This window comes from Pedobacter sp. R20-19 (assembly GCF_000708265.2).
Taxonomy (GTDB): Bacteria; Bacteroidota; Bacteroidia; order Sphingobacteriales; family Sphingobacteriaceae; genus Pedobacter.
This window is the reverse complement of the sequence record NZ_JCKI01000002.1, coordinates 1-25,048: the sequence shown is the minus strand read 5'-3', so window position 1 is coordinate 25,048 and position 25,048 is coordinate 1. Positions and strand designations below refer to the sequence as shown.

The following is a 25,048-nucleotide window of genomic DNA, read 5'->3' as shown; positions in this document are numbered from 1 at the left end:
TAACACAAGCGATATGATAAAGCCAGTTAATGTGCGCCTAAGACACTTTTTTCAGGTTATTTTTACCATTACAGCACTTTTTGAAACAGGTACAACCAATGCTCAGGCGCAAAGCAGTAATTCAAAGCCTTTAGTGACCAATCTCGAACAATTGCTGATTACCCGTCCGCCTGATTCGCTGGGTTATCCAAAGTTTTATGAGAAATATACAGACGCATTCGGTATTCCTGTAGTTTCATCTGCGAAGGTTTCTGATGCAGCCTTATTAGTTGCCCGGGATATTATCAATTATATGTTGGTGAAAAGACCAGATGTCCGCAAAGCGATGATAAGCATGAAAGCCCGCTTATCCATCATGGCATGGTCTGAAATGCAAACTGACCTTCCTGAATATAGCAACTGGAAAAAGCCAGACATAACTGATGGCCGATTGACGCCGACCGAAAGAGAAAATTATAATAAACCTGGTGGTATCGCCAGCCTGACGGATAAAGGTTATTGGAATCAGCGTGCCCGTGGCATGGGTGGTATTCAAACTTCCTGCGCAGAAGAAAATCTTTTAGGTTTCCCCGGCACCAAGTATTATGGAGAAAACATCATGGTGCACGAATGGAGCCATAATGTAATGGCAGCCTTACGTAAGGCCGATCCTGAACTTTACAAACAAATTAATGTGGCCTATGAAGCGGCGAAAATAAAAGGAATGTATAAAGGGCAGTATGCCATTAACACTGTTGCAGAATATTGGGCAGAGGGCAGCCAATGGTGGTTCTGGTCTAATTATGAATTTAACGATGGCCTCGTTAAAGTGCAAACACCTGACGATTTGAAAGCTTATGATCCAACATTTTATCATATTCTCTCACAAGTTTATGCCGGGCATCATATTCCTGCAGATGTTTATTATGGAAAGAATATTCCATTTGGAGGACCTACTGTGAAACATTAGTGAGTTAATGACGAAGTTCTATCACCCACTAGGCCTTTGAAACTTCATCAGTCTAAAAAGGGAGCAAAATTCTTTGATTAAACTGATGAAGTTCTCCCACTCTCCTGGCATTTGAAACTTCGTAAGTTAATTTTCGACTTACGAAGTTTAGCTGATTTGTGCGAAGGGAAACTTCGTCAGTTTACTAGAGGAATCCTATTCATATTTGGTGTCTCGGCATTTAATAAATGTTTGATAAAGAAATCCCTTTTACGTCGTCTGCCATAAACCCCTCCGTCGCTGTGTCCCATTCCGGGGATACTTAAAATATCAAAATCTTTATTGGCCTTAATTAAGGCATCAGCTAAACGGTAGGTAGATTCTGGTGGAACATTTTCATCAGCTTCACCAACAATCAAAAATAAATCCCCCTGTAGTTTTGATGCATTAGTTATGTTTGATTGTGCACCATAGTGTTCGCCTACCGGATAACCCATCCACTGTTCGTTCCACCATTGTTTATCGATGCGGTTATCATGGCAGCCACAGGCAGAAACTGCAGCTTTATAAAATTCAGGATGAAATAGTAAAGCACCAGTAGAATTTTGTCCGCCAGCAGAGGTGCCATAAACACCAATTTTATTGATGTCGGCATTAGGATATTTTTCCGCCATGGCTTTCATCCATAAAATCCGGTCTGCGAAACCTGCATCAGCCAGGTTATGCCAGCAAACATCATGAAAAGCCTTTGAGCGATTGGCTGTTCCCATTCCGTCAATCTGCACCACGATAAAGCCTAATTCTGCCAGGCTTTGCATTTCACTGGCAGGCAGGAAACTTTTAGGCACAAAACTATCCTGCGGACCTGCATAAATATTTTCGATAATTGGATAAGTTTTATTGGGTTCCATGTTGGATGGCATACAAACTACCCCCCAGATATCGGTAACACCATCACGACCCTTGCTCACAAAAACTTCTGGCAATTTCACCCCGGTATTTAAAAATGGTGTAACGTCGCCATGTTCAATTTCCTGTAGTGGTTTTGTACTTGCCGTAACCTTCAATTTGGTTACAGGCGGGATGTTAACCTGCGAATAAGTATCAAGATAATATTTTCGATCAGGTGAAAAGCTTAGGTTGTGGTTCCCTTCTTCTGGCGTAAGGTTAACCAATCCTTTCCCATCAAAACCAATTCTGTAATAATGAATAAAATAGGGATCTTCACCCTTATTCATTCCGCTGGCCTTAAACCAAACCTGACGTTTTACAATATCTACGCTATCAACATCTCTAACCACCCAACTTCCTTTTGTAATGAGTTGTTGTTTGCCATTGATGCCATTTACCAGGTATAAATGCTGCCAGCCGTCTTGCTCACTGGTATATAGAATTTCATTTGTTTTCGGTAAGTAACGTGTGTAAATCCTGCTCTCATAGATGAATGTTTTTGTTTTTTCATCTATGATGTTTTTTGTTTTGCCAGTTTGCACGTCTACCTCAATTACTCTAAACCGCTGATGACCGCGATCTGCTTTTTCATAAGTATAATATCTGCTGCTGCTATTACGCCAATGCAAAGGCTGTGGGCCAAAAAAATCTGTAGGCTCTACATCAACTTTTATTGAAGTTTTGGTATTTAAATTAAAAACATAGGGCTGGTAGGAAGTAAAATCGTCGCCAGGCTGGGCATATTCACGAGATTTCAATTGGCCCCTCGTAGTACCTGGAACTGAACTCAATACATAATGAACCATTTTTGTTTCCTTTGGATCAATTTTATAGGCCACAACTGTTTTTCCATCCGGCGACCATTCAAAATTTCCGTAAGGTTTATCTGCCGTACCATCCTGGCTTAATGGCGTTTCAGTTTTGGATGCCAGATCAATCAATACTAAATTGCCTCCCCGAACTTCTATCTCACTTTTTCCATCTGGAGATTGGCGTACGGTTTTGCTGCCCTCCCAGCGTGAATGCTTTTGCTGCAATGGCTTTTTGGAATTGGATCTGAAAATTACGGTATCCATAGCAGGCACGACACTGTAATCAGAAAGATTTACCTGATACCATAGGTTTTGAGTTTTTAGCTTTAGGGTATTTTGATCTGCAAAATAAAGGTCTGTGAGCTGTAAACGCAGGGCCGATTGTTTTTTACCACTTATCTGCTCCAGGTTTTGTGCTAATTTCTGCGCATCAAATGCAGGTTTACGTTTACCGGTAGCAACATCTACATAAATATATTCCCAATTTTTATTTGGCAGGTTTTTCTTATACCATAATGCTGATCCATCCTTTTTCCATAATGGAACAATATCATTATTGGTGGGGATATTACGGATAGCAGTATCTAATTTATTTGCCCGCTGATAGGCTTGAATTACATCTGCAGCACTTGGTGCGAAAGAAGTTTGCTGAGCGAGAACCGTAAAAGAAGTGATGGTAAAAAAAGAGGCGATAGCAAATTTTTGGATCAGGGAATTCATTTTCATTTTGCAATGTTAAGCTGTAAATATAATTCAACAAGCACTTAAATTCCCTTTGTATTTTGACGCATAACACGAATATTTTAACCCAGTTTGTGCCCTTTTTTTTCCTAAATTTTTTGCTCGTTTCGAATAGGTACAGTAGGATAAATGACGATTTAATCGTCTGAATGTTTTACGCTAGTTGATAAACGAGCATAGGTAGGATGCAGTAGCTACTTATTTTGCCCTAATTTCATTAACGCCCTTAATGAGATAATATACCGGAATACCAATTAAGGTAATGATTAATCCTGGCCAGGTAAATTTAGGTTTAAAAATAATGAGCAAAATACAGAAAGCCAAACCCATTAAAATGTAAATGACGGGCAAAACCGGATAACCAAAAGCTTTATATGGCCGTGCTGCATCAGGGCGCTTTTTACGAAGAATAAAAATCCCAAAAATGGTGAGCATGTAAAATCCAACCACCACAAATGAAATCATATCGAGCAGATCTCCATATTTTCCACTAAGACACCATAAACAGGCAAAAACACATTGAATCCATAAGCCAAAGCCTGGAACGGAGTTCTTATTAAGTACAGCTACCTTCTTAAAGAATAAGCCATCTTTACCCATAGAATAATAAACCCTTGCACCAGCCATGATCAGTCCATTATTGCAACCAAAGGTAGAAACCATAATCATCACTGCAATAGTAATGGTTCCGGCGGTGCCAAAAATATGATTCGCTGCAGAAACTGCCACCCGATCTTTATCTGCATAAGCGATATCGTGCAAATTTAATACGCCAGTATACATCACATTGGTTAAAAGGTAAAGTACAGTTACCATGATAGTTCCTAAGGCCAGACTTAAACCAATATTACGTGCCGGATTTTTAATTTCACCAGCAATGAAAGTAACATTATGCCAGGAATCACTGCTAAAAATAGAACCGACCATGGCTGCAGCAATAGCACCAAAAGCAGCTAGAGTTGTATATGGCGAGATCATTCCATCAGCATTTAACGATCCTAAATGCCACATGTTTTCCCAGTTTGCTTTCCAGATTCCTTTATCTAAAAAGAATAAACCAAACACAATCAGACCAAAAAGACTAAGTAGTTTAGCAACAGTAAAAGTAGTTTGAATAGCCTTTCCAGCATTAACACCTCTACTGTTTACGTAAGTAAGCAGTACGATAACGCCTATAGCCAGCAATTGAGCTGGGGATATGGTTATGAAACCTAAATCTAAAGCGACTAAATCTTCGCTGAATGCAGGCAATAAATAAGCCGTAAATTTGGCAAATGCCACACCAACAGCTGCTATTGTTGCTGTTTGTATTACGGTGAAAAAACTCCACCCATATAAAAAACTGATGAGTGGATTATAAGCTTCCTTTAAATAAATATACTGACCACCTGCCTTTGGAAACATCGCACTCAGTTCGCCATAACTCAGTGCCGCGGTAAGTGTCATAAATCCGGTAATTAACCAAACCACCAATAGCCAGCCGGCACTTCCTACATTGCGGGTAATATCTGCGCTGACGATAAAAATCCCCGAACCAATCATGCTCCCGGCCACTAGCATCGTTGCATCTAACAATTTCAGTGAAGGTTTAAAGTGGCTGTTTCCTTGTTCCATAGTATTTTTTAGGGATTAATAATTGGACATACTGCTCCAATCCAGTTCAACCGGAGTAATTTTATGATTAAAAAATTTTAAGAAATAGGACTATTAACAGCCAATCTTATTTCGAATGCTGCAATCCTAAGATTGATGGTAACGGATTAACCGGTTATTTCCTTCTAAAAAGTTCCTGAATTCAGTTCAGGATGATGAAAGTTTTAATCAACCAATTATGCACCCATGTAACTTACTCTACTTACCATGTTATAAGTATCTATATAAGCCCTTGGCGATTGGCCAATAATACTTTTAAATACACGATTGAAATTAGTAATGCTATTGAATCCAGCCTTGTAAGCCACGCCTGAAATGCAGTCGGTTTTTTCTCCGGAAATAAGGCTTTTACAGGCATCATTAATTCTAACTTCATTTAAAAACGACACAAAAGTGTGGCCGGTATGTTTTTTAAAATATCTGCAGAAAGCCTGGGGCGTCATAAAAGCTACATTCGCTACATCTTCTAAGGTAATTTGGCTATTGTAATTTTCTGTAATGTAACCTATAATCTTACTGAGACGCATCCCTTCATTTTCACTAACGTTAGAAGAATATAAATCAGAACACAATGGGATGGTGTCATCACCAATGGCTTGTAGGGTTACCATTAATTTTACAAAGGCAAAAAGCAAATCTGTTCCGGAAGCCTCATAAACAGCTACCATTTTGCTTAAAATTTCTTCAGTATGGATAAATGGCACTTTAAACCCGTGTTTGTTTTTTCCTAAAAAAGCATTGGCTAATTTCATTTCAGGAAGAGAAAATAGCGGACCTAATGTTCCTGCGGAATTAAAGTAAACAGAATAAGCCGCTACCGAGCGTTCACTCTTGCTCTGAAAATATTCTGGATTGCTTTTAAACAAATGCGGAAGTTTTGCGCCAATTACAAATAAATCGCCAGGTCTGAAAGCATGCATATCACTTCCCGCAATCAATGTTCCCTCTCCCCTTTCAATATAGGTGATCTGCCATTCATCGTGTCTGTGCAGATATTGATAGAAATAGGGTAATTCAATGTGCTCAGAAATAACACTCTTGTCATCAGGCACAAGCATGGTAAATGGCAATACTTTCATGTAGTTGGTTGGTTATTTGTTGATGATTGAAGATAAGGATATTAACTGTAAAAATTAAAAAAAACCTTTATTAGGTTAAAATCCTGCTACAATGCGATAATATTTAACAAAAACCATCTGAATTACTAATGCTTTATTCAGACCTTTCTATTGCAACCCTGCTATCCGGCCCAGGAAATGATGGAAGGAGAAACGTTTAAAGCTTCGACCACAAACTTTCATATCCCCACCACCCAAGGCAGCGCATACTCTCCCGATTCTTCATCGGGTGCTTGTGCTGCTGAAATAAAGCTTTAACGAATTTATCCGACATCAGATCCAAGCCTTGAGTTATTCATAAGTTGTTTATTTTTTATAGGTATTCATGAGCTCGCAGAAAAGCACGGTTTTGCTTCTTTTTATTAAGAAAAAGAAGAGAGCCCTTCGGCGGCAGACCTGTACCGTTTTTTCATCGGTAGCCGGGGCAAGCCAGAGCGATAGCTTTAAGGTCTTAGCGAAATGCTACGACCAGTATATTTTTATTATTAATACCCTATTCGAACCCCTCTATTTACACTAACGATTCGCAGCAAAAGACTCCACTGCCATTTCAAGCTTTTCTTCAGCAATAATCTGACTGACTAATAAACCCGTTGCCGGACCTAAACTCAATCCCATCATCCCATGGCCGGTGGCAATAATTAGGTTTTTTCTTTGGTCACTGCGTCCAATATATGGCAATCCATCAGGTGATGACGGACGGAATCCATACCATATATCTTTTTCATTTGGAAGTACCGGGTGTAAATCTGGAAAATATTTAGGTACAGATTCTACAATTCCCTTTACCCGCTGCATATTTACCCTCGTATTAATTTTATCCAGTTCCATCGTTCCACCATAACGAATACTGCCATTCATTGGCGTAATGGCCACCCTCGCCTCACAAAGTAAAGCGGGAATAGTTAGTCGGTTTTGCGGTTCTGGTTCCATGAAGGAATAACCTTTACCAGGCATTAACGAAATGTTTAAATCTGCCATTTTAGCTACAGCCGGAGACCATGATCCTGTTGCAATCACATATTGATCGGCCACCCAGGTTTGATCACCCGTAAAAACCTTTGTAATTTTATTACCTGTTGATTCGATCTTGTCTACTTCCTTTCCACTAACCAACGAAACACCATTACTTCTCAGATAAGTAAGTAAAGCATTCATCAGCTTCCCTGGATAAAGGTGCGCATCACATCGGTAGTGAACAGCACCAAGCACATCAAGATTTAAATTGGGTTGCAGTGCCTTACATTCTGCCGCACTTAAAACAGCCATATCCAGCCCAAGCGCTTTGGCTTTATCAGCCAGGTGCGCCTCTTCTTCACGAGCTTGTTCGGTTTTATAAAAAGCTAAAATGCCATTATTGGTAAGTTCAAAATTAAACCCCGGCTCTTTTGATAAATCTTCATAAAGTTTTTTGCTCAGTAATGATAAATCACGAAGGGGTTCTGCAGATTGAGTGACGTGCTTTTCTGTGGCATGTTTCATGAATTTCAGCCCCCAGCCAATCAAGCTTGGGTTTAAAGATGGACGAACATAAAAAGGACTTTTACTATTAAACATCCAGCGGATGCCCTTACTTAACATCCCAGGCGCAGCCAATGGAATAAAATGACTAGGTACAATCATACCAGCGTTTCCGAATGAACAATTATCACTTAAATCGCCTTTATCCAGAACGGTTACTTCAAATCCTTTTTTTTGAAGATAATATGCCGACGTAAGTCCAACAATTCCTCCCCCTATAATTAATACTTTAGACATTATATTTTCCTAATCGTATAAAAAACCCACTAAATTACCTGAAAACCATGCGCATAAGGATCATCCTCTGCATCAATCTTTATTGTGTTGTAGCCAAAAACCTTTGCCCAACCTTCTACACTCGGAATAATGGCTTTAAAACCAGCTAGTTCAATTTCTTCTTCTACCCTTCCGGTAAACTTGCTGCCGATGAAACTTTCATGGATAAAATCTTCTCCTTTTTTAAGTTTCCCTTTTGCATACCATTGTGCCATGCGGGCAGATGTACCTGTACCACAAGGTGAGCGATCAATAGCTTTATCGCCATAAAAAACTGCATTTCTAGCCGTCGAAGTTGGATCTAAAGTTGCTCCTGTCCAAAGCACATGGCTGCAACCATTAATGGTTGAATCTTGCGGATGAACAAAAGTGTATTTCTCATTGATGCGCTTTCTAATCGTCTGACTCCAGGTGATCAGTTGCGATGCCGTATAATTTTCTAAACCTGGAAAGTTGATTTGTGGATCAACAATCGCATAGAAATTTCCACCGTAAGCTACATCAAAAGTAAGTGTGCCTAAATCCGGACATTCGATTTCTAAATTTTCAGCTGCGAGATAAGATGCTACATTTTTTAACTTAACAGATTTTACCTTTTTCCCTTCCTGCCTGTATTCAATCTGGACTAAACCTGCTGGGGCCTCCATTCTGATTACACCTGGTATTTTTGGCTGAATTAGTCCTTCTTCTATCGCAATTGTAATGGTACCAATGGTTCCATGACCACACATGGGCAGGCAACCACTGGTTTCTATAAAGAGAACAGCCACATCATTCTGAGGATCATGAGGTGGATAAAGAATACTGCCAGACATCATATCATGACCGCGGGGTTCGAACATCAATCCTGTTCTGATCCAATCAAACTCCCTTAAAAAGTGTTGTCGTTTTTCACTCATATTAGCGCCCACCAGCTGTGGGCCGCCGCCTGCCACTAACCTTACCGGATTTCCACAAGTATGTGCATCTACACAAAAAAAGGTTTTACTCATATGTCTTTCGTAAATTGCTGATCTACCATTCTAAAAATCCCCAAAGGGTTACCGTCTTTCAACTCATCTGGCAATAGATCTTGTTCCCAATCCTGATAGGCAAGCGGCCTTACAAAGCGATAAATTGCTGTAGAACCTACTGAAGTAAACCGGCTGTCATTCGTTGCCGGAAATGGTCCGCCATGCTGCATCGCCGCACAAACTTCAACACCCGTTGGTACACCATTTAAAATAATACGCCCGGTTTTAGCCGTTAGCTTATGAATAAGGGACTGATATTGACTAAGTTCATTTTTATTGGCCATAATAGTCAATGTTAACTGACCTTGTAATACAGCAATCACTTCTTCCAATTCTTGTTGATCCTTCGCCACCACTAAAAGTGAATATGGGCCGAAGATTTCTTCCTGTAATTTTGGATTTTTGATGAAACTTACTGCATCTACCTGTGCCACTTTTGCTTCAGACTGGTTTTGTAATTCAGCATTTTTCACTTCAGAAACCGCGAGTAATTCAATGCCATTTTCAGCAATGATGTTAGCTGAAAGTTTAGTATAATTTTTAGCAATTCCTTCGGTAAGCATGGTTGCAGATGGAACCACTGAGATTGCGGTAGCAATGGCTTGCTTAAATTTTTCAAGACCTGGTGATGCAATAGCCAACATTAAACCCGGATTGGTGCAAAATTGTCCTGCGCCCAAAGTAATAGATGCTGCATATTTTTTAGCGAGTTCTTCAGCTTGATTTTCTATCGCCTCCGGCAGAAATATGACAGGGTTAATACTTCCCATTTCAGCAAACACCGGGATTGGTTGTGTCCGTTGTTGCGCCAGATTAATCAGTGCCATTCCGCCATGGTATGAGCCAGTAAAAGTTACTGCCTTTGTAAGCGGATGTAATACCAAAGTGGTACCCACCTGGTAGCCATCATCATAAAGTAAAGAAAATACACCTTTTGGCATACCTGTTTTTTCAACAGCCTTAACAATGGCCTCACCTACTAAGGCACTGGTACCATAATGGGCGGGGTGTGCTTTAACTACGACAGGGCAACCAGCAGCTAATGCCGAAGCCGTATCGCCACCTGCTACTGAAAAAGCTAAAGGAAAATTACTGGCACCAAATACCACCACCGGTCCCATTGGAATGAGCATCCGGCGAATATCCGACCGGGGTAAAGGTTGTCTTTCTGGCAAGGCTGTATCAATAATCGCATCAACCCACGAGCCTTCTGCTACCAGATTGGCAAAAAGCCTTAATTGCCCGGTTGTTCTACCTAGTTCACCTTGCAATCTGGGTAATGGTAAACCACTTTCTGCAGATGCCCGAGCCACTAAATCTTCTCCAATGGCAGCGATTTCGTCAGCAATGGCATTCAAAAATGCTGCTTTTTTATCTTTATGGATATTTTTATAAATTCCAAATGATTCAGTGGCCGATACCAAAGCCTCATTGATTTCCTGTTCACCTGCCTTACAAAATTCACCATCGAGCAATAAACCCGTTGCCGGATTTACTGCTTTTAGGTTAAGTTCAAAGGCTTCTTTATAAGCGCTGGCTACTATATTTTTTCCGTTCATATTTGGTTATTGTTATTTACCCCAGCTTCCTGCAGGCAATTCCGGACGAACAGCTAATGCGTCGTTAATAATTTTTAATACTTTTTCTCTTTCTGTACCTTCAAGGGCTAAACGTGGTGCTCTAACAGCCTCAGTTCCTAAGCCCGTAGCCACTTCAGCCAGTTTAATATACTGAACAAGTTTTGGATGAATATCCAATTCTAACACAGGCAAAAACCAACGGTAAATGGTTAATGCTTCCGGGATGCGGTTTTCTTTAATTAGGTTAAAAATAGCAACAGTTTCTTTAGGGAAGGCATCAACAAGACCAGCTACCCATCCATGGGCACCCATTACAATGCTTTCCATGGCTAATGGATCTACGCCCGTAAAAATTTTAAAGCGATCGCCAAAACGGTTAATCAATCTGGTTACGTTAGAAACATCTCTGGTAGATTCTTTGATGGCCTGTACATTTGGATATTTGGTCAGTACTTCAAACATATCCAACGTTACTTCAATTTTATAATCAACAGGATTGTTGTAAATCATGATGGGCAATGAAGTTGATTCAGCAATTGCCCCGAAAAATGCCAATGTTTCATCTGGAGATGCGTAATAGCGCATTGGAGGTAATAACATTAAACCTTGCGCACCAAGAGATTCTGCCTTTTTTGCTACCTCAATTCCTTTTTTTGTAGTAGATTCTGATATGTTTAATAAAACAGGCACACGTCCGTTCACCACTTCTAAAGTGTGAGATAATAATCCGAATTTCTCTTCATCTGTTAATACGCTCGCTTCACCAAGTGATCCACCAAGGATAATACCTTTTGCTCCTGCTTCCAGTTGTGCTTCAACGTTTAAATCAAAAGCAGCGAAGTCTAATTCATCATTTGCTGTAAATTTTGTAGTTACAGCCGGGAAAACCCCTGTCCATTTTATTGCCATTTTACTATTAATTTTATAAATATATTTTCAAAAAATTATTAAGATTGTCTTATGAGATCTTCAGGAGGCTAAAAGCCTTCAGGATGTTTTTATATTGTAATCCTCATCTTATATCCAAAGTTACACCATAGCTTTAGGGTACAATTATTGGATTTTAACCGATACCAACTATAAATACACCATTTAGGTTAAAATCTAACTGCCTACTTTAACCTGTAGATAGTACATGAATTCAATCGCTGTTTTTTCAAGCAAAGATTCTTGCCCTGGCAATAATTTGTAATGTGCCCAGGTTGATGTAGGAATAATTTTTAACGTTTTAACGCCATCTTTTTTAAGAATTAGCGGCAAATTAAATCCATCAATACAATTGGTATATCGGTAAAACACTTCATTATTTTTAATGTAATATTGAAATACAGGCACTTGCGTAGTTCTTAAATACTGACCGAAGACTTTAGAATAAGAATAACCAGCTTGCTTAGAAACATAAGCTTCTACCTGAGCACTTGTGACCGTTTGGTGATAGAAAACTTTATTTAAACCTCTCAAAATTGATCTGAAAAGTTCATCGTTATTTAAACTATGCCTGATGGAATGTAGCATATTACCGCCTTTCGGGTACATATCTCCGCTACCCTGAGCATTCACACCATAAGGCGGAATAATCGGATGATCATTTCGAATCCCTTTTCTGATGCCATAATTATATTCATTACCAGCATTGATTCCGAAATTATAATCTACAAACAAGGTTTCGCTATAATTCGTGAAACCTTCATGTACCCACATATCCGCAAGATCTTTGGTAGTGATGTTATTGCCGAACCATTCATGACCACTTTCATGAATGATGATAAAATCCCATTTTAGCCCCCAGCCATTGCCAGACATATCCCGGCCCAGATAACCGAACTTATATTTATTGCCATAAGAAACTGCCGACTGGTGTTCCATCCCGGTATGGGAGGCATCAATAAGCTGATAGCCATCTTCATAAAAAGGATAAGGGCCAAACCAATGCTCAAAACTTTTCATCATTTTATGAACCTGATCGGGCATGTAAGTTTTAGCTTTATTGAGGTTGTAATCCAATACCCAGTAATTCAGATCAAGTTTTCCTTTTTCACCTGAATACTGTTCCTTAAAATTAACATATTTACCTATATAAGGAATGATGCAATAATTGCTGATGGGATTAACCACATTGTATTTATAGGTTACCGTACCATCATGATTATCTTTTTTAAAAACCATTCTGCCATTGCCAATGCCCACAAGTGTATCTGGAATAGTCATCGTTAAGGAAGCACCTAAATCTGGTTCGTCACTTTGATGGTCTTTATTAGGATACCAAACTGATGCACCCAAACCCTGGCAGGCAACAGTCATCCATGGCCTGGATAGAGAATCGGTTGTAAAAATGAAACCCCCGTCCCAGGGCGCACGTTTTGCCTGGTGTACATTGCCATGATAGAAGATTTTTACACGGTTAACCGTTTTTAATTTCTGATTGGGAACATGTGCATACCAAACACTTCCTACATGTTCAAATTTAAGTTTTGAATGTTCATTATACCAAATGCTATCAATCACCAGTGGTTCCTGAAGATCAATTTGCATGCGAATTTTCCCATCATTGGGCTGCACCACTTTATAAATAATTTCGTTTGCTCCTGATATGCTTTTGTTAGGATATTCTGGCTTGAAAGCAAGTTCATACCGTTGTACATCCCACCATGTTCTCTCTGCATTCAGGCTTCCCCTAAGCGTATCGGCTAAAGTGTAGGATGGCACTTTAACCTGAGCAAACACCACCGGGGCGTAAAAAATTATAAAGAGAAAAAAAATGCGGATTGAATTTTTCATCATAAAAACTAAACAGATTATGTTATGCGGTAGATATTTACGCTATACGAAGATGACCAATGTGTTGATCAATCAGGAATTTTTAGTACAATCGGATAAAATACGGCATGAATCAGCCAATTAATGGCAATTACTATAGTATCATAATCACCTCAATTTGCTTAGATCTTTAAAATAGGGTTAAAATATGCTCAATACTGGCAAATTATAGTGATTTTGATACAGTACCTTTTGTTTAATTTTATTGATTAGATAAAAACCTCCAGCATCATGAATAAGATTATTATCAAAGGCTTGCTCATCGTAGCATTTTTGCGTATTACAGATATTAAAGCACAAAACTACTTTCCACAATTTAACGATAGCCGTATAAAAGTAAAAAACAGCACGCCCATTAAGGCATATGCTTTTGATTTGTCGCAGGTGAGTTTGTTGGAGAGCACTTTTAAAACTGCTATGCTTGCTGATGAATCTTATCTGGCAGTAATTGATCCGGATCGCCTGCTATCTGGTTTCAGAAAAAATGCAGGGCTTGAGCCCAAAGGCAAAATTTATGGTGGCTGGGAAGCTGATGGTTTGGCCGGGCATTCATTGGGGCATTATTTATCGGCTATATCTATGCAATATGCTTCCACAAAAGATCCGGCAGTTTTAGCCAAAGTAAATTATATTATTGATGAATTAGTAGCTTGTCAGAAAGCAAGAAAAAGCGGTTATCTTGGTGCTTTTGGCAATGAAGATAAAATTTGGGGTGAATTAGCAAAGGGAAATGTTAAAACAGGTGGCTTTGATCTGAATGGTGGTTGGTCTCCATGGTATACCGTTCATAAAATTATTGCAGGGCTTTTAGATGCTTATTTTTATACAGGCAATAAAAAAGCCCTCAGCGCTTCAGTGGAACTGGCAGATTGGACTCAGGATATCATTAGCAAACTGAACGAGGAGCTTTTACAAAAAATGCTTTTTTGTGAATATGGCGGCATGGCCGAAACATTGGTTAACCTGTATGCCATTACCGGTGAAAAAAAATACCTGGACTTATCATACAAATTTTATGATAAACGCATTCTTGATCCTTTGGCTAAACAACAGGATATCTTACCGGGAAAACATTCTAACACACAAATACCCAAAATTATTGCCAGCGCCAGAAGGCATGAAATTACAGGTGATCAAAATGATCAGGCAATTGCAGATTTCTTCTGGAAAACCATTGTTTACCACCATTCTTATGCTACCGGGGGAAACAGCAATTATGAGTATTTAAGTGAACCCAATAAATTAAATGATAAGCTAACAGAAAATACAACTGAAACCTGTAATACTTATAACATGCTGAAACTAACGGGACACCTTTTTGCAGAAAACCCATCAGCAGAGTTATTTGATTATTATGAGAAAGCTCTTTATAATCACATTCTTGCATCACAGAATCATGATGATGGCATGATGTGTTATTTTGTTCCATTACGAATGGGAGGCAAAAAAGAATACAGTGACCAGTTTAATACCTTTACCTGCTGCGTGGGTACGGGCATGGAAAATCATGTAAAATACAATGAAAGCATTTACTCTAGAGGTGATGATGGCAGTTTATATGTGAATCTTTTCATCCCATCAATATTAAATTGGAAAGAAAAAGGCTTAACCTTAACGCAACAAACTGCTTTACCACAAGGAGACCAAACCACACTCACCCTCAAGTTAACAAAAGCATCTACATTTTCTATTCGGGTAAGAAAGCCTAAATGGTCAACTAAAACAACTATAGCCGTAAATGGCGAACTTCAAAAAATTACGCCTGATCAAACAGGTTATTATGTGATTACCCGAAAATGGAAAAACGATGATAAAATCAGCTACGTTACACCAGAGAAATTATATACAGAAGCCATGCCTGATAATGCAGACCGGAGGGCTGTATTTTTTGGACCTGTGTTACTTGCCGGAGTTTTAGGAACTAAAGAACCTGATCCAATAAAAGGTGTTCCGGTGTTTGTGAGCGATAATAAAGATCCAAAAGAATGGTTAAATGTGATGAATCAGGCGGAACTTAAATTCCAGACAAAAAATATAGCGCAACCACAAGATGTAACCATGATCCCATTCTATCAAACAAAAAATCAGTTTTATAGTGTTTATTGGGATGTATTTACCCCAGAAAAATGGGCAGTTCAGCAGAAAATTTACGATGAACAAAAACGTAAGCAAAAAGAACTGGAAGATAAAACGCTTGATGTTTTCAGATTTGGTGAGATGCAACCAGAACGAGACCACAATTTTACGTCCGCTAAAGAATCAATGGGTGAAGAACATGGTAGCAAATGGCGTATGGCTGGTGAAGAGGGATTTATTCAATTTGAGGTTAAGGTAGATCCCAATGCCCAAAATACCATTATCGCATCTTATTGGGGAATGGATAATCGGGGAAGAAACTTTGATATTTTGGTAGACAATGTAAACATTGCAACAGAAGACTTAAATCGTTATAAAGAAAGTCGCTTTTATGAAATTTCCTATAAAATTCCTTTTGAATTGAGCAAAGGTAAAACTAAGGTAACCGTCAAACTATCTCCAAAAGCCAAAAATAGTGCAGGACCGGTTTACAGCATCAGAGTGATTAAAGAAAAATAATAGCAATAACTGATTGCACTTCTGCTATCTACTTTTTATAAAAAAACGAAAGCCCTGTCCTAACAGGGCTTTCAAATAGATATAGGTTAAGGTTATTTTTGAATCAGCACCTCTGTCGTTCCAGTTTGAGAAAGATTAATTAAACTTGCACCACGTTCCTTCGTGTTTACAGACTTTATCTCATAAGTGCCTACACCCGATATTTTAGCAGGTTGAGCAATTCGGATGATGGCCGTTGGTGTATATGCATCTGCCTTTTCTAAGTTCAGTTTTACTTCGCCAGTGATGGGGTTATATTTTATGGATGCTATTCTACCGGCATCAAGTGAAATCCATAATCCAATTGGAGCTAAGTAAACTGATGATTTTGCGGCAGTAGTAAGCTTGACATTAATAATATTTTTTGTTTTCTTTAGGTTCCCCCCGAAAGCCAGCCAGCCAAATTCTGGATGCAACAGCACATACGATGACGTGTTTACTGCATAACCAAAAAAGCCAGAGCCATAATCTCCTGTAATGCCATCATTCTTTAAAGTAGATGGATAAGCATGGAACGCTGCAGGTGCAAATCCATCTTTAGTGATATTGGAAATGGAGCCCATTAAGCCACCATAACCAGCACGTAACAGATAAAAATCAGCAGGATTTTTACGATAATCCATTAATACCGGAATGGCATTTAATGCGGAACCATAGTGGTGAATCATCCTTTCAACGCGCTGAAGTTTACCACCATATAAAAAATCCCAGTAACGGCGGGCATTTCCATTGTATGCCCAATGTGGGATCACTGGCATATATGCTAAAATAGCATCAAGTGTTACTTTTGCCTTATCATTGTAGCCAAAATAATTCGACCATACATAAACTTCTTCCTGCCCGGTAGAATCCCATGGCATTTCGCTACCAAAAGGATATTCGAGTGATTTCCAATGATCAGCACGTTTTTTCATTTCCAGTTCCAACTTAGCCGCCTCTTCACTCAAACCTTCATTTTTGAGATCAGTAAGAATAAGATAAAAAACAGTCCCTTCCATTTGTCCGAATTGCGCATAATATGGTGCAATATTTACCATGGCCATTCCCGTTTCAGCAGCATCTATAAGGTGTTGTTTCCAGGCGGATTGGTTCACCAGGCCTTTGTAATTTCGAGCCAGGCGATACATCATCCAGTGTGCAGCTGCAACGTGCGGATAATTATATGAACGGCCCAGATTATCAGCCTCTTTTTTAGGCCAGGCAGACCAGGTTTTAAAATTAATGGCGCTGGAATAAGTATTTTTAGGCATTGAATCTGGCTCATAAAAAAATAAACTCTTTTTTACTCCATATTTTTGTGGACCGTTTTTGAGCTGAATATTTCCAAACATCACGGTATCTACAAATTTTTGTAGCTTATCAATTTCAGCTTTTTCAGGATGAACGAGTTGCTTCATGATAGCCCCTAGCCAGGAGCCAGCTCCCCCTTCATCACTTAGGCCGGCAATCCATGCACGATTATCCTGCACCACTTGTTTCTGTTCTTCATTATCATAGGTAATTACCGATGGCGAACGTTTAAAGGGATCATTAGGTTGATCAAACCATTGTTTTGTGGTTAAGAAATTTCCATAACTGGCAATAACAGTGGTTTCAGGCTCAATAATTTTATAATTCACTGTTTGCTCCATACCATCTTCATATAAAATGGTTAATCTGGCTCTACCCCAGGTAATGCCATTAACAGTATAACTTTTCCAGCCATTTTTGGTCGTGCCAATCGCTTTAATCACCATTGATTTTTCGGGGAAAGCCGTGATTGATTTAATTTTACTGCCGTATTTAATGAACAATTTAGCATCTACATCTCGTGGCAGCACATAACCCGGAACGGAAACAGCTACTGGTCGCTTATTTTCAATCAGTTTTTGCTCCATATTTCTTGCCGTACCAGACAGAATAAATTGAAGACCATACGTTCTGGTTTCATTGGGCTTTAAGGTGGTTGATGTAGGCACATTCCACTGATCAGCATTTTTCCATTCATTCTCTGCATAAGCTTTGCTATAAATCATCCACTCATAAAAGCCCTCAAAGGCAATTCCTCTTGGTGTCCGGTCATCATTTAAAGGATTATAAGCTTCAAATGGCGTTTTTCCAAAAGGCACTACTAATAATGAAGGCGCATGACCACTTAATCTGGTTACCTGTAAATAACCTGCATCTTTTCCAATATAGGGATCATAAAAAACATTTTTAGCATGAGTTTGCTCCAGTGTTCTACCTTCAAGAATATTATCAAAAATCATGGGTATTCCCAAAGCACCAATTTCTATATTTTGAGCTGTTTTGTTTCTCAATGAAAATTTCAAGACCAGCTTTCCATCACTCATTTCCCAGCTTCGAATGATTTGTAAGGGAATATCTGCAGGCAAAGTAGCTGCAAGATCTGCTGAAGCCAGCACCTTACCAATCACAGCTAATGCTTTTACGGGCATCCTTTTAGCAGCAGTACTGTAGCTTGTCCAAGCCTTATTATTTTCCGTCTTAATTTTCAGGTTAAGATCACCCAGATGATAAAGTCCATCTGAACTTCTAACTTTCAAACTATCACTGGGTACAAAATCAAAATCTTTAACATTTTTTGGTTGTAATCCTGCTACAGTTTGAGCTGATTTAACCAGTTTTAAATTAAACGCACCAGCATCTAAGGAGATATAACCTTTCTCCAAACCTAATGTTGAAGGTTTTTTACCTAAACTGATCCAAGGTGATTGTGCATTTACAGCACCAAAGGAAAAAAAGTAGGTGATGATTAAAATAATCGCAGGTAGCAATAGTCCTTTATTCCTTATGGATACTTGGGGTGTTGTATTCATGATGTTAACATTAAAAACTATGATTAGTATAGTCAATCAAAAATAGTCTTTAAAGAAATAAAGGAAAACCAATCCAACAATTTGGGCAAGATTGGTAAAGTATTAGCTTAATTATGGTGAATAATAATTTTAGAAATTGATAATTTCAGTCAGAAACGGTAGAATTTAGGGTATTAAGTTGATCTATTTCCTACAGTAACTTTATTTAAAAATTTTCTGAATGAACGATTTTAAAAACGATGTCGATCTATAAACTTCCATTTCATCCTTCACTATGTCCTGCCTATGCTCAAGAAGAACTTCATTCTGAACAGTTTTCATAGCATACCTACCATCGGCGTGAATATATTTTTCATCTTCAAAAAGACCAAAATAAGAAATTACAAAAGTTGCCATACTTGCCGTTTTAATGTTAATGAATGGTATTTCTGATTTATATGATTAAAAAACAATATGGAATTGATTACTTAATTCAACATATTATCTCTAAAATTCATTACTACTGCTAGCCATTAAATATTTGAAAAAATTATAGCTATTTACTTACATTTTATATAATTCTATTCACCAATATAAGGAATTATTATTATTTCCAATAGGATAAAGTCTGAAAAATCTTTTCACTGATTGCAGATTGAAATCATAGCCCCCATAACGGATCATTAAATTGATTATATTTGCGCAACTAATCATATGAGCATAGTAAATAACTCAATCTTTCCCAAAATTTTTGCCATTTTACAAAAAAAACAATGTGTTATTGGCATATATGTAACATTGGCTATTATTGCGGGTATTAAACAATACCTTCACCATTCATTTAATAATTATTTAATTTTTAAATACGTTTATCTGCATACAATTGATTTGCAAAATTTGTATAACAATTATGCAGAGTATGGAGATAGCAATCATTATGGAATCATCTTTTCGTTACTCATTGCTCCTTTTGCCTGGTTACCCAATGGCTTAGGTATGATTTTATGGAACATTGCAAACGTTTTGGTATTACTTTGGGGCATTTACAGCCTGCCGCTTTCGCTAAATAAAAGAACGGTTATCGCCTGGATTTGTGCACATGAAACACTTACAGCCTTATTTAGTTTTCAGTTCAACATCGCCTTAACCGGATTTATCTTACTAAGCTTTTCTTACTTAATAAAAAAACAAGAAATTAAATCTGCCATTTTTATCGCCTTAGGTACATTTGTGAAACTATATGGCATTGTGGGTTTGGCATTTTTCTTCTTTACTCAGCATAAAGTAAAGTTCATTTTGGCAGGAGTGCTAGCCATGTCTTTACTCTTCCTGTTGCCAATGGCCATTTCCTCACCTGATTTCGTGATGCAATCTTATATAGATTGGTTTCATTCCCTAGTTCATAAAAATGCCTCAAATGCTTCACTTACATCTTTTCAGGATATTTCGGTAATGGGCATGGCAAGAAGAATAAGTGGAAACGTCAATATTCCAAATATGCCTTTTTTACTTGGCGGGTTAATCCTTTTCGCTTTGCCCTATTTAAGAATCAGTCAATATAAACATCTTGCCTTTCGCTTAATGCTTTTAGCATCAACATTAATATTTACAGTGATCTTTAGTAGTGGGTCTGAATCGCCGACTTATATTATCGCCTTTGCAGGTGTGGCTATTTGGTTTATCGTTCAACAATCTCCAAAAGGTAAATGGGCAATAGCCCTGTTTGTATTTGCATTTTGCTTAACCAGCTTATCGCCAACAGATCTGTTTCCAAGAGCTGTAAAAGAATTTATTCGTCTATATTCTCTCAAAGCCCTACCTTGCATGATTATTTGGTTTACGATTATTTATCAAATGATGAAAGAAGATTTTGAATCATATTTGATTGCTGATAAATGAAGAAATTAGTTTCTATAGTCATACCAGCTTATAATGAAGCTGATAATATTTTCGTAATCTCTGAAAGTATAAAAAACGTTTTTTCTACAATCAATTACAATTATGAAATTATCCTGGTAGACGATGGAAGTGCAGATCATACCCTTGAAAAAATCAAGGAATACTCCTCCACAGCAGAAAACATTTTCTTTCTGGAGTTTAGCAGAAATTTTGGGCATCAACTTGCAGTGAAAGCAGGTATGGATCATGCTTTTGGCGACTGTGTCATTTCAATGGATTGTGATATGCAGCATCCAACAGAGATAATTCCTGAAATGCTTAAAAAGTGGGAAGCTGGTTATGAAGTGGTTTACACCATCAGAGCGGAAGATAAAAATCTTTCTAAAGGAAAGCGAAGTTCATCTAATCTCTTTTATAAAATACTAAATTGGTTATCAGACATTGACCTTGAACCAGGAGCGGCAGATTTTCGTTTACTGGATCAAAAGGTAGTAAATGTATTTAGGAATTTTCAGGAAAATGAGCCTTTTCTTCGTGGCTTGGTAAAATGGTTAGGTTTTAAGCAACATGCCATTAAGTATCACCCGGCAGCACGCTTTTCCGGATCAAGTAAATACACTTTAAAGAAAATGATGAGACTGGCGCTACATGGCGTTACCTCCTTCAGTATAAAACCATTATATTCAGCTGTTTATTTGGGGTTTATCTTATCATTAGCTTCTGTTTTATATATTCCATATGTGATTTATGCATTCGTTAATCATGTTGAAGTTTCCGGTTGGGCATCCATGATTATGACCATTGTATTCTTCGGTGGTTTGCAATTAATTATTTTAGGGATCATTGGTATCTATGTAGGTAAAATGTTTATGCAAACCAAAAATCGTCCAAATTATATTATCCGTTCAACCAATATCCCTCAGAAATAATGGTGCTTTTAAGTTTTGATATTGAAGAGTTTGATATGCCTTTTGAATATGGTAAGGATATTTCATTTGCAGATCAGATTTCTATTTCCAGAACAGGTACAATAGCCATTCTGGATTTATTGGATAAACACCAGGTTAAAGCAACGTTTTTCTGTACCGTTACTTTTGCAGAAAATATACCGGATTTAATTGAACGCATAACCAAAAGCGGACATGAACTGGCCTCACATGGCTATTATCACTCTGATTTTAAACCAGAACATCTACTTCAATCTAAACTTAAGTTGCAGGAGCTTTCCGGGAAAGAAATTACAGGTTATCGCATGGCCCGTATGATGCCCGTTGATGAAAAAGAAATAGAAAAAGCTGGTTACACCTATAATACTTCGATTAACCCCACATATCTCCCTGGCCGATATAATAATTTCAATATCTCCAGAACCTTTTTTACCAACCAAAATGTACTTCAAATTCCAGCTTCTGTTAGTCCATTGGTAAGATTCCCTTTATTCTGGCTTTCTTTTCATAATCTGCCTCTTGGTGTCTACAAGTTCTTGGCTGGCTGGACTTATCAAAAAGATCGATACTTAAATATTTATTTTCATCCATGGGAATTTACTGATCTTACTGATGTGGAAAGATTTGGCTTTCCTGCTTATATTAGAAAAAACACAGGAGAGAAAATGATCAAAAGAATGAATGGCCTGATCACCTGGATGAAATTAAAAAAATATCCATTCGCTACTTTTCAGGAATTTATTAATACGAAAACTAAGACTATCTGATTTTAATACGTTTCCGCTAATTTTAAGGCATTGTAAGCATTTACTATGCCACCACTAACACAAATTTCATTAAATAGCACCCTGGTATTTTCACCGTTTTCATTTTTATATTTGATCTTGTGGTCTACTTTTGTAACAGATTTCATAATGATTTCCCTTACCTGAGCAGGTTTTAATTGAGGATAATAACTTAAAATTAAAGCAGCTAAACCTGATACCACAGGTGAAGCCATACTTGTACCGTCAAGATCTTCATATTTACCATCCGGAATGGTGGAATTGATTAAGAACCCTGGTGCAAAAACATCAACATTATATTTTCCATAATTTGAAAAATCAGTCTTTAAGGTTTCATCATCTTTATATGCACTTGCGCCAACCTCAATCCAATTAGTAGCACTAGGTAACCTAAATTTCGCAGAATCAATCGGAACCTGTTTAGGAATAGCAATACCCATTGGAGGCCTCATGCCCATCGTATTTTGCCCCATAGACTTTGGCGGTATAAAATCTGGTTTTAAAGGTTTACGATGTGCCAATTTGTATGCTTCAGCTTCAGCACCATCGTAGTACTTATTTGGGTAATTTTCTTCAATATCATTATTCTGATTATCATTGCCAGCTGCATGAACCAGCAATACACCTTTAGATTCAGCATATTTTACCGCTTCATCAACAACTTTTTTGTCCCACTTATAAGCCTTTCCGAAGCTCATATTAATTACCCTGGCACCATTATCTACAGCATACCTGATTCCATTAGCAACATCCTTATCCCTTTCATCGCCCGTAGGTACAACCCTGATGGCCATAATACGAACATGATTCGCAACACCCAATATACCTAAACCATTATTTCGGTCTGCACCAATAATTCCTCCAACATGCGTTCCATGCATCGCATCAGGTCCCTTTACATCCGCAATACCATAGTTTCTATCACTACTGTTAGCATAATCATCTCCTACCAATTCTGTCCTTTTATCATATTTAGGATTTAAATTATACTTTAGCATGGCATCATACTGCTTATAACCATCTTTTATGCTCTTATAGAATTTTTCGAAGCTACCATCTTCTTTAGATCCCTTACGAATAATGGTTTTAACCCGTTCCTCTATTTCATCATCAGCCTTATATTTTTCTACATCTTCATAACTTGGAATTTGCTTATGATTTATGGCAGCAACCGAATCTAAAACTTTATTAATGGTAACAAGTACAGAGAATGTATTACTAGCATCTTCATATTTTTTTCCAAAATCACCCACCATTTTTTTATAAAGTCTGAATTCTTCTTTTTGATTACTATCTAAAGGAGTCAGATTAGTTGTAGATTGATATTTCGGTGTATAGATTCTGAGGAGCCTAACTAATTCCAGATTATCAAATTCCAAATTACCTTTTTTAGACCCAATAAAGTTCCAGCCATTAATATCATCGATATAACCATTCCCGTCATCATCAATACCATTTCCTGGAATTTCTTTTTGATTAACCCATAAAACAGACTTCAAATCAGGATGATTAACATCTATTCCTCCATCAATTACTGCAACAATGATGTTTTCTTTTGGCTTTTTATCTTTCAGGAGATCGCGATAAGCTTTCTCTGTGCTAATTCCAAAATAACCATTTTCAGCTAAATCCAGATTAAACCAATTGGCAGGAAGCTTTACGTTTTTATGCTGTGCTAAAGCACTAACTTGAATAAGGATGAAAACAATAAAAATAAGTAATTTTCTTTGGCTAAGATTAGTCATGTGTTGAAGTACGTAATTGTACAATAATACGGATTTATTAAATGGACACTTAAAGATTTTACATTTTTTAACAGGCAGAAAGTAAATTTTTAGAAAAACTTAACTACATCATTTGACTAATTTCTTCCTGCTGTACACTGCAATCTTTTGGTTGGATGAATCAAGGAATGGGAATTACGATTTACCAAAATGATTTTCGCTCCCATCGGGTTTATTAGAATTGGCTTATACACGTAATTAAAACCTGCTTTCATAGTCTCACTTTCATGCTGAGGCACGAAGAATCTCCATGCGATGTAAACCTTTCTGTTAATAACCGAATAGCTGATATCCAGTATTTAGATTTAGCTATTCTTCGATCCTTTTCGGGAAAGCTATCTCCTTTATAGATGCTTCGATGGAGATTGCTTCAGCAGATTAAGAATCTGCTGAAGCAAAGACGATCTTTCTTATAGGTACACTAACCAAACCGTCATGCTGATCCGATAGTTATCGGATTTAGTTGAGCACCTATCTTCATCAGATCCTGAATCAAGTTGAGGAAGACGATCGAAGGGTATTCGATGAATAATAAACCTAACCAGGTTGCTGTCATGCTGAGGCACGAAGCATCTACAGGCGATGGAAACCTGTCCATTAATAACCGGATAAACTGGTATCTCTGCCTGTTAACCACCCCTCCACGGGAGTTAATGGCATTACGCTATATAGTCCTAAAAAGGTTATACGCCATGCAGGCACTTTGGTCTTTCAGCTTTAGCCTTTACGCTTTTTTATTATAAACGCAGAAACCCCTGCAGTTGTTACTGCAAGGGTCCTGGTTAAACGCC

At 37.9% G+C, this 25,048-nt stretch carries 16 protein-coding genes; 6 read left to right on the top strand and 10 right to left on the bottom strand.

All coding sequences use genetic code 11. The features are described 5' to 3' along the window. Positions 1–13: 13 nt before the first annotated feature. On the top strand, positions 14–949 hold the full coding sequence (locus AN34_RS03905; protein ID WP_197285478.1) for a glycoside hydrolase: 936 nt from the start codon (positions 14–16) through the stop codon (positions 947–949). A gap of 176 nt (positions 950–1,125) precedes the next feature. Here the strand turns inward: AN34_RS03905 and AN34_RS03900 are convergent, their stop codons facing one another. From AN34_RS03900 to AN34_RS03865, 8 genes are all read right to left on the bottom strand, one after another. After that, the gene (locus AN34_RS03900; protein ID WP_029282538.1) at positions 1,126–3,417 is read right to left on the bottom strand and encodes a S9 family peptidase; all 2,292 of its coding nucleotides are present in this window, start codon (positions 3,415–3,417) and stop codon (positions 1,126–1,128) included. 213 nt (positions 3,418–3,630) lie between these two features. Then, positions 3,631–5,046, bottom strand: coding sequence for an APC family permease (locus AN34_RS03895; protein WP_029282535.1), 1,416 nt, complete (start codon positions 5,044–5,046; stop codon positions 3,631–3,633). A gap of 215 nt (positions 5,047–5,261) precedes the next feature. Continuing rightward, positions 5,262–6,164, bottom strand: coding sequence for an AraC family transcriptional regulator (locus AN34_RS03890; protein ID WP_029282533.1), 903 nt, complete (start codon positions 6,162–6,164; stop codon positions 5,262–5,264). 555 nt (positions 6,165–6,719) lie between these two features. Further along, positions 6,720–7,961, bottom strand: a complete 1,242-nt coding sequence (locus AN34_RS03885; RefSeq protein ID WP_029282530.1) for an FAD-binding oxidoreductase — start codon at positions 7,959–7,961, stop codon at positions 6,720–6,722. A 29-nt stretch (positions 7,962–7,990) separates the two neighbouring features. Continuing rightward, positions 7,991–8,992 (bottom strand): 4-hydroxyproline epimerase, encoded by a 1,002-nt coding sequence (locus tag AN34_RS03880; RefSeq protein WP_029282528.1) that lies wholly within the window; start codon positions 8,990–8,992, stop codon positions 7,991–7,993. Further along, positions 8,989–10,572, bottom strand: coding sequence for an aldehyde dehydrogenase (NADP(+)) (locus AN34_RS03875; protein ID WP_029282526.1), 1,584 nt, complete (start codon positions 10,570–10,572; stop codon positions 8,989–8,991). Before AN34_RS03875 ends, AN34_RS03880 begins: the two co-directional genes overlap by 4 nt. 12 nt (positions 10,573–10,584) lie before the next feature. After that, positions 10,585–11,502: a dihydrodipicolinate synthase family protein gene (locus AN34_RS03870; RefSeq protein WP_029282524.1), complete on the bottom strand. Its 918-nt coding sequence runs from the start codon at positions 11,500–11,502 to the stop codon at positions 10,585–10,587. Between the two features lie 195 nt (positions 11,503–11,697). Next, complete coding sequence (locus AN34_RS03865; RefSeq protein ID WP_197285477.1) at positions 11,698–13,374, bottom strand: M1 family metallopeptidase; 1,677 nt, start codon at positions 13,372–13,374, stop codon at positions 11,698–11,700. Positions 13,375–13,641: 267 nt separating this feature from the next. Between AN34_RS03865 and AN34_RS03860 the strand changes: the two genes are divergently transcribed. Continuing rightward, a complete protein-coding gene (locus tag AN34_RS03860; RefSeq protein ID WP_029282520.1) occupies positions 13,642–16,005 on the top strand; it encodes a glycoside hydrolase family 127 protein in 2,364 nt (787 codons plus the stop codon). A 92-nt stretch (positions 16,006–16,097) separates the two neighbouring features. Here AN34_RS03860 and AN34_RS03855 read toward each other — a convergent pair whose 3' ends face one another. Continuing rightward, a complete protein-coding gene (locus AN34_RS03855; RefSeq protein ID WP_082468314.1) occupies positions 16,098–18,863 on the bottom strand; it encodes a DUF5695 domain-containing protein in 2,766 nt (921 codons plus the stop codon). 693 nt (positions 18,864–19,556) lie between these two features. Between AN34_RS03855 and AN34_RS03845 the strand changes: the two genes are divergently transcribed. Genes AN34_RS03845 through AN34_RS03835 form a run of 3 tightly spaced genes read left to right on the top strand, consistent with a single transcriptional unit; the run spans position 19,557 to position 22,455 of the window. After that, a complete protein-coding gene (locus AN34_RS03845; protein ID WP_051666218.1) occupies positions 19,557–20,741 on the top strand; it encodes a glycosyltransferase family 87 protein in 1,185 nt (394 codons plus the stop codon). After that, positions 20,738–21,670, top strand: a complete 933-nt coding sequence (locus AN34_RS03840) for a glycosyltransferase family 2 protein (protein WP_029282512.1) — start codon at positions 20,738–20,740, stop codon at positions 21,668–21,670. The genes AN34_RS03845 and AN34_RS03840 overlap by 4 nt, the downstream gene beginning before the upstream one ends. Continuing rightward, positions 21,670–22,455: a polysaccharide deacetylase family protein gene (locus tag AN34_RS03835; RefSeq protein WP_029282510.1), complete on the top strand. Its 786-nt coding sequence runs from the start codon at positions 21,670–21,672 to the stop codon at positions 22,453–22,455. Before AN34_RS03840 ends, AN34_RS03835 begins: the two co-directional genes overlap by 1 nt. A 2-nt stretch (positions 22,456–22,457) precedes the next feature. On the opposite strand, the gene AN34_RS03830 is transcribed toward AN34_RS03835, so the two are convergent. Beyond that, on the bottom strand, positions 22,458–24,218 hold the full coding sequence (locus AN34_RS03830; protein WP_029282508.1) for a S8 family peptidase: 1,761 nt from the start codon (positions 24,216–24,218) through the stop codon (positions 22,458–22,460). 563 nt (positions 24,219–24,781) lie between these two features. Between AN34_RS03830 and AN34_RS21550 the strand changes: the two genes are divergently transcribed. Beyond that, positions 24,782–25,000, top strand: coding sequence for a hypothetical protein (locus tag AN34_RS21550; RefSeq protein WP_157263179.1), 219 nt, complete (start codon positions 24,782–24,784; stop codon positions 24,998–25,000). Positions 25,001–25,048: the final 48 nt, after the last annotated feature.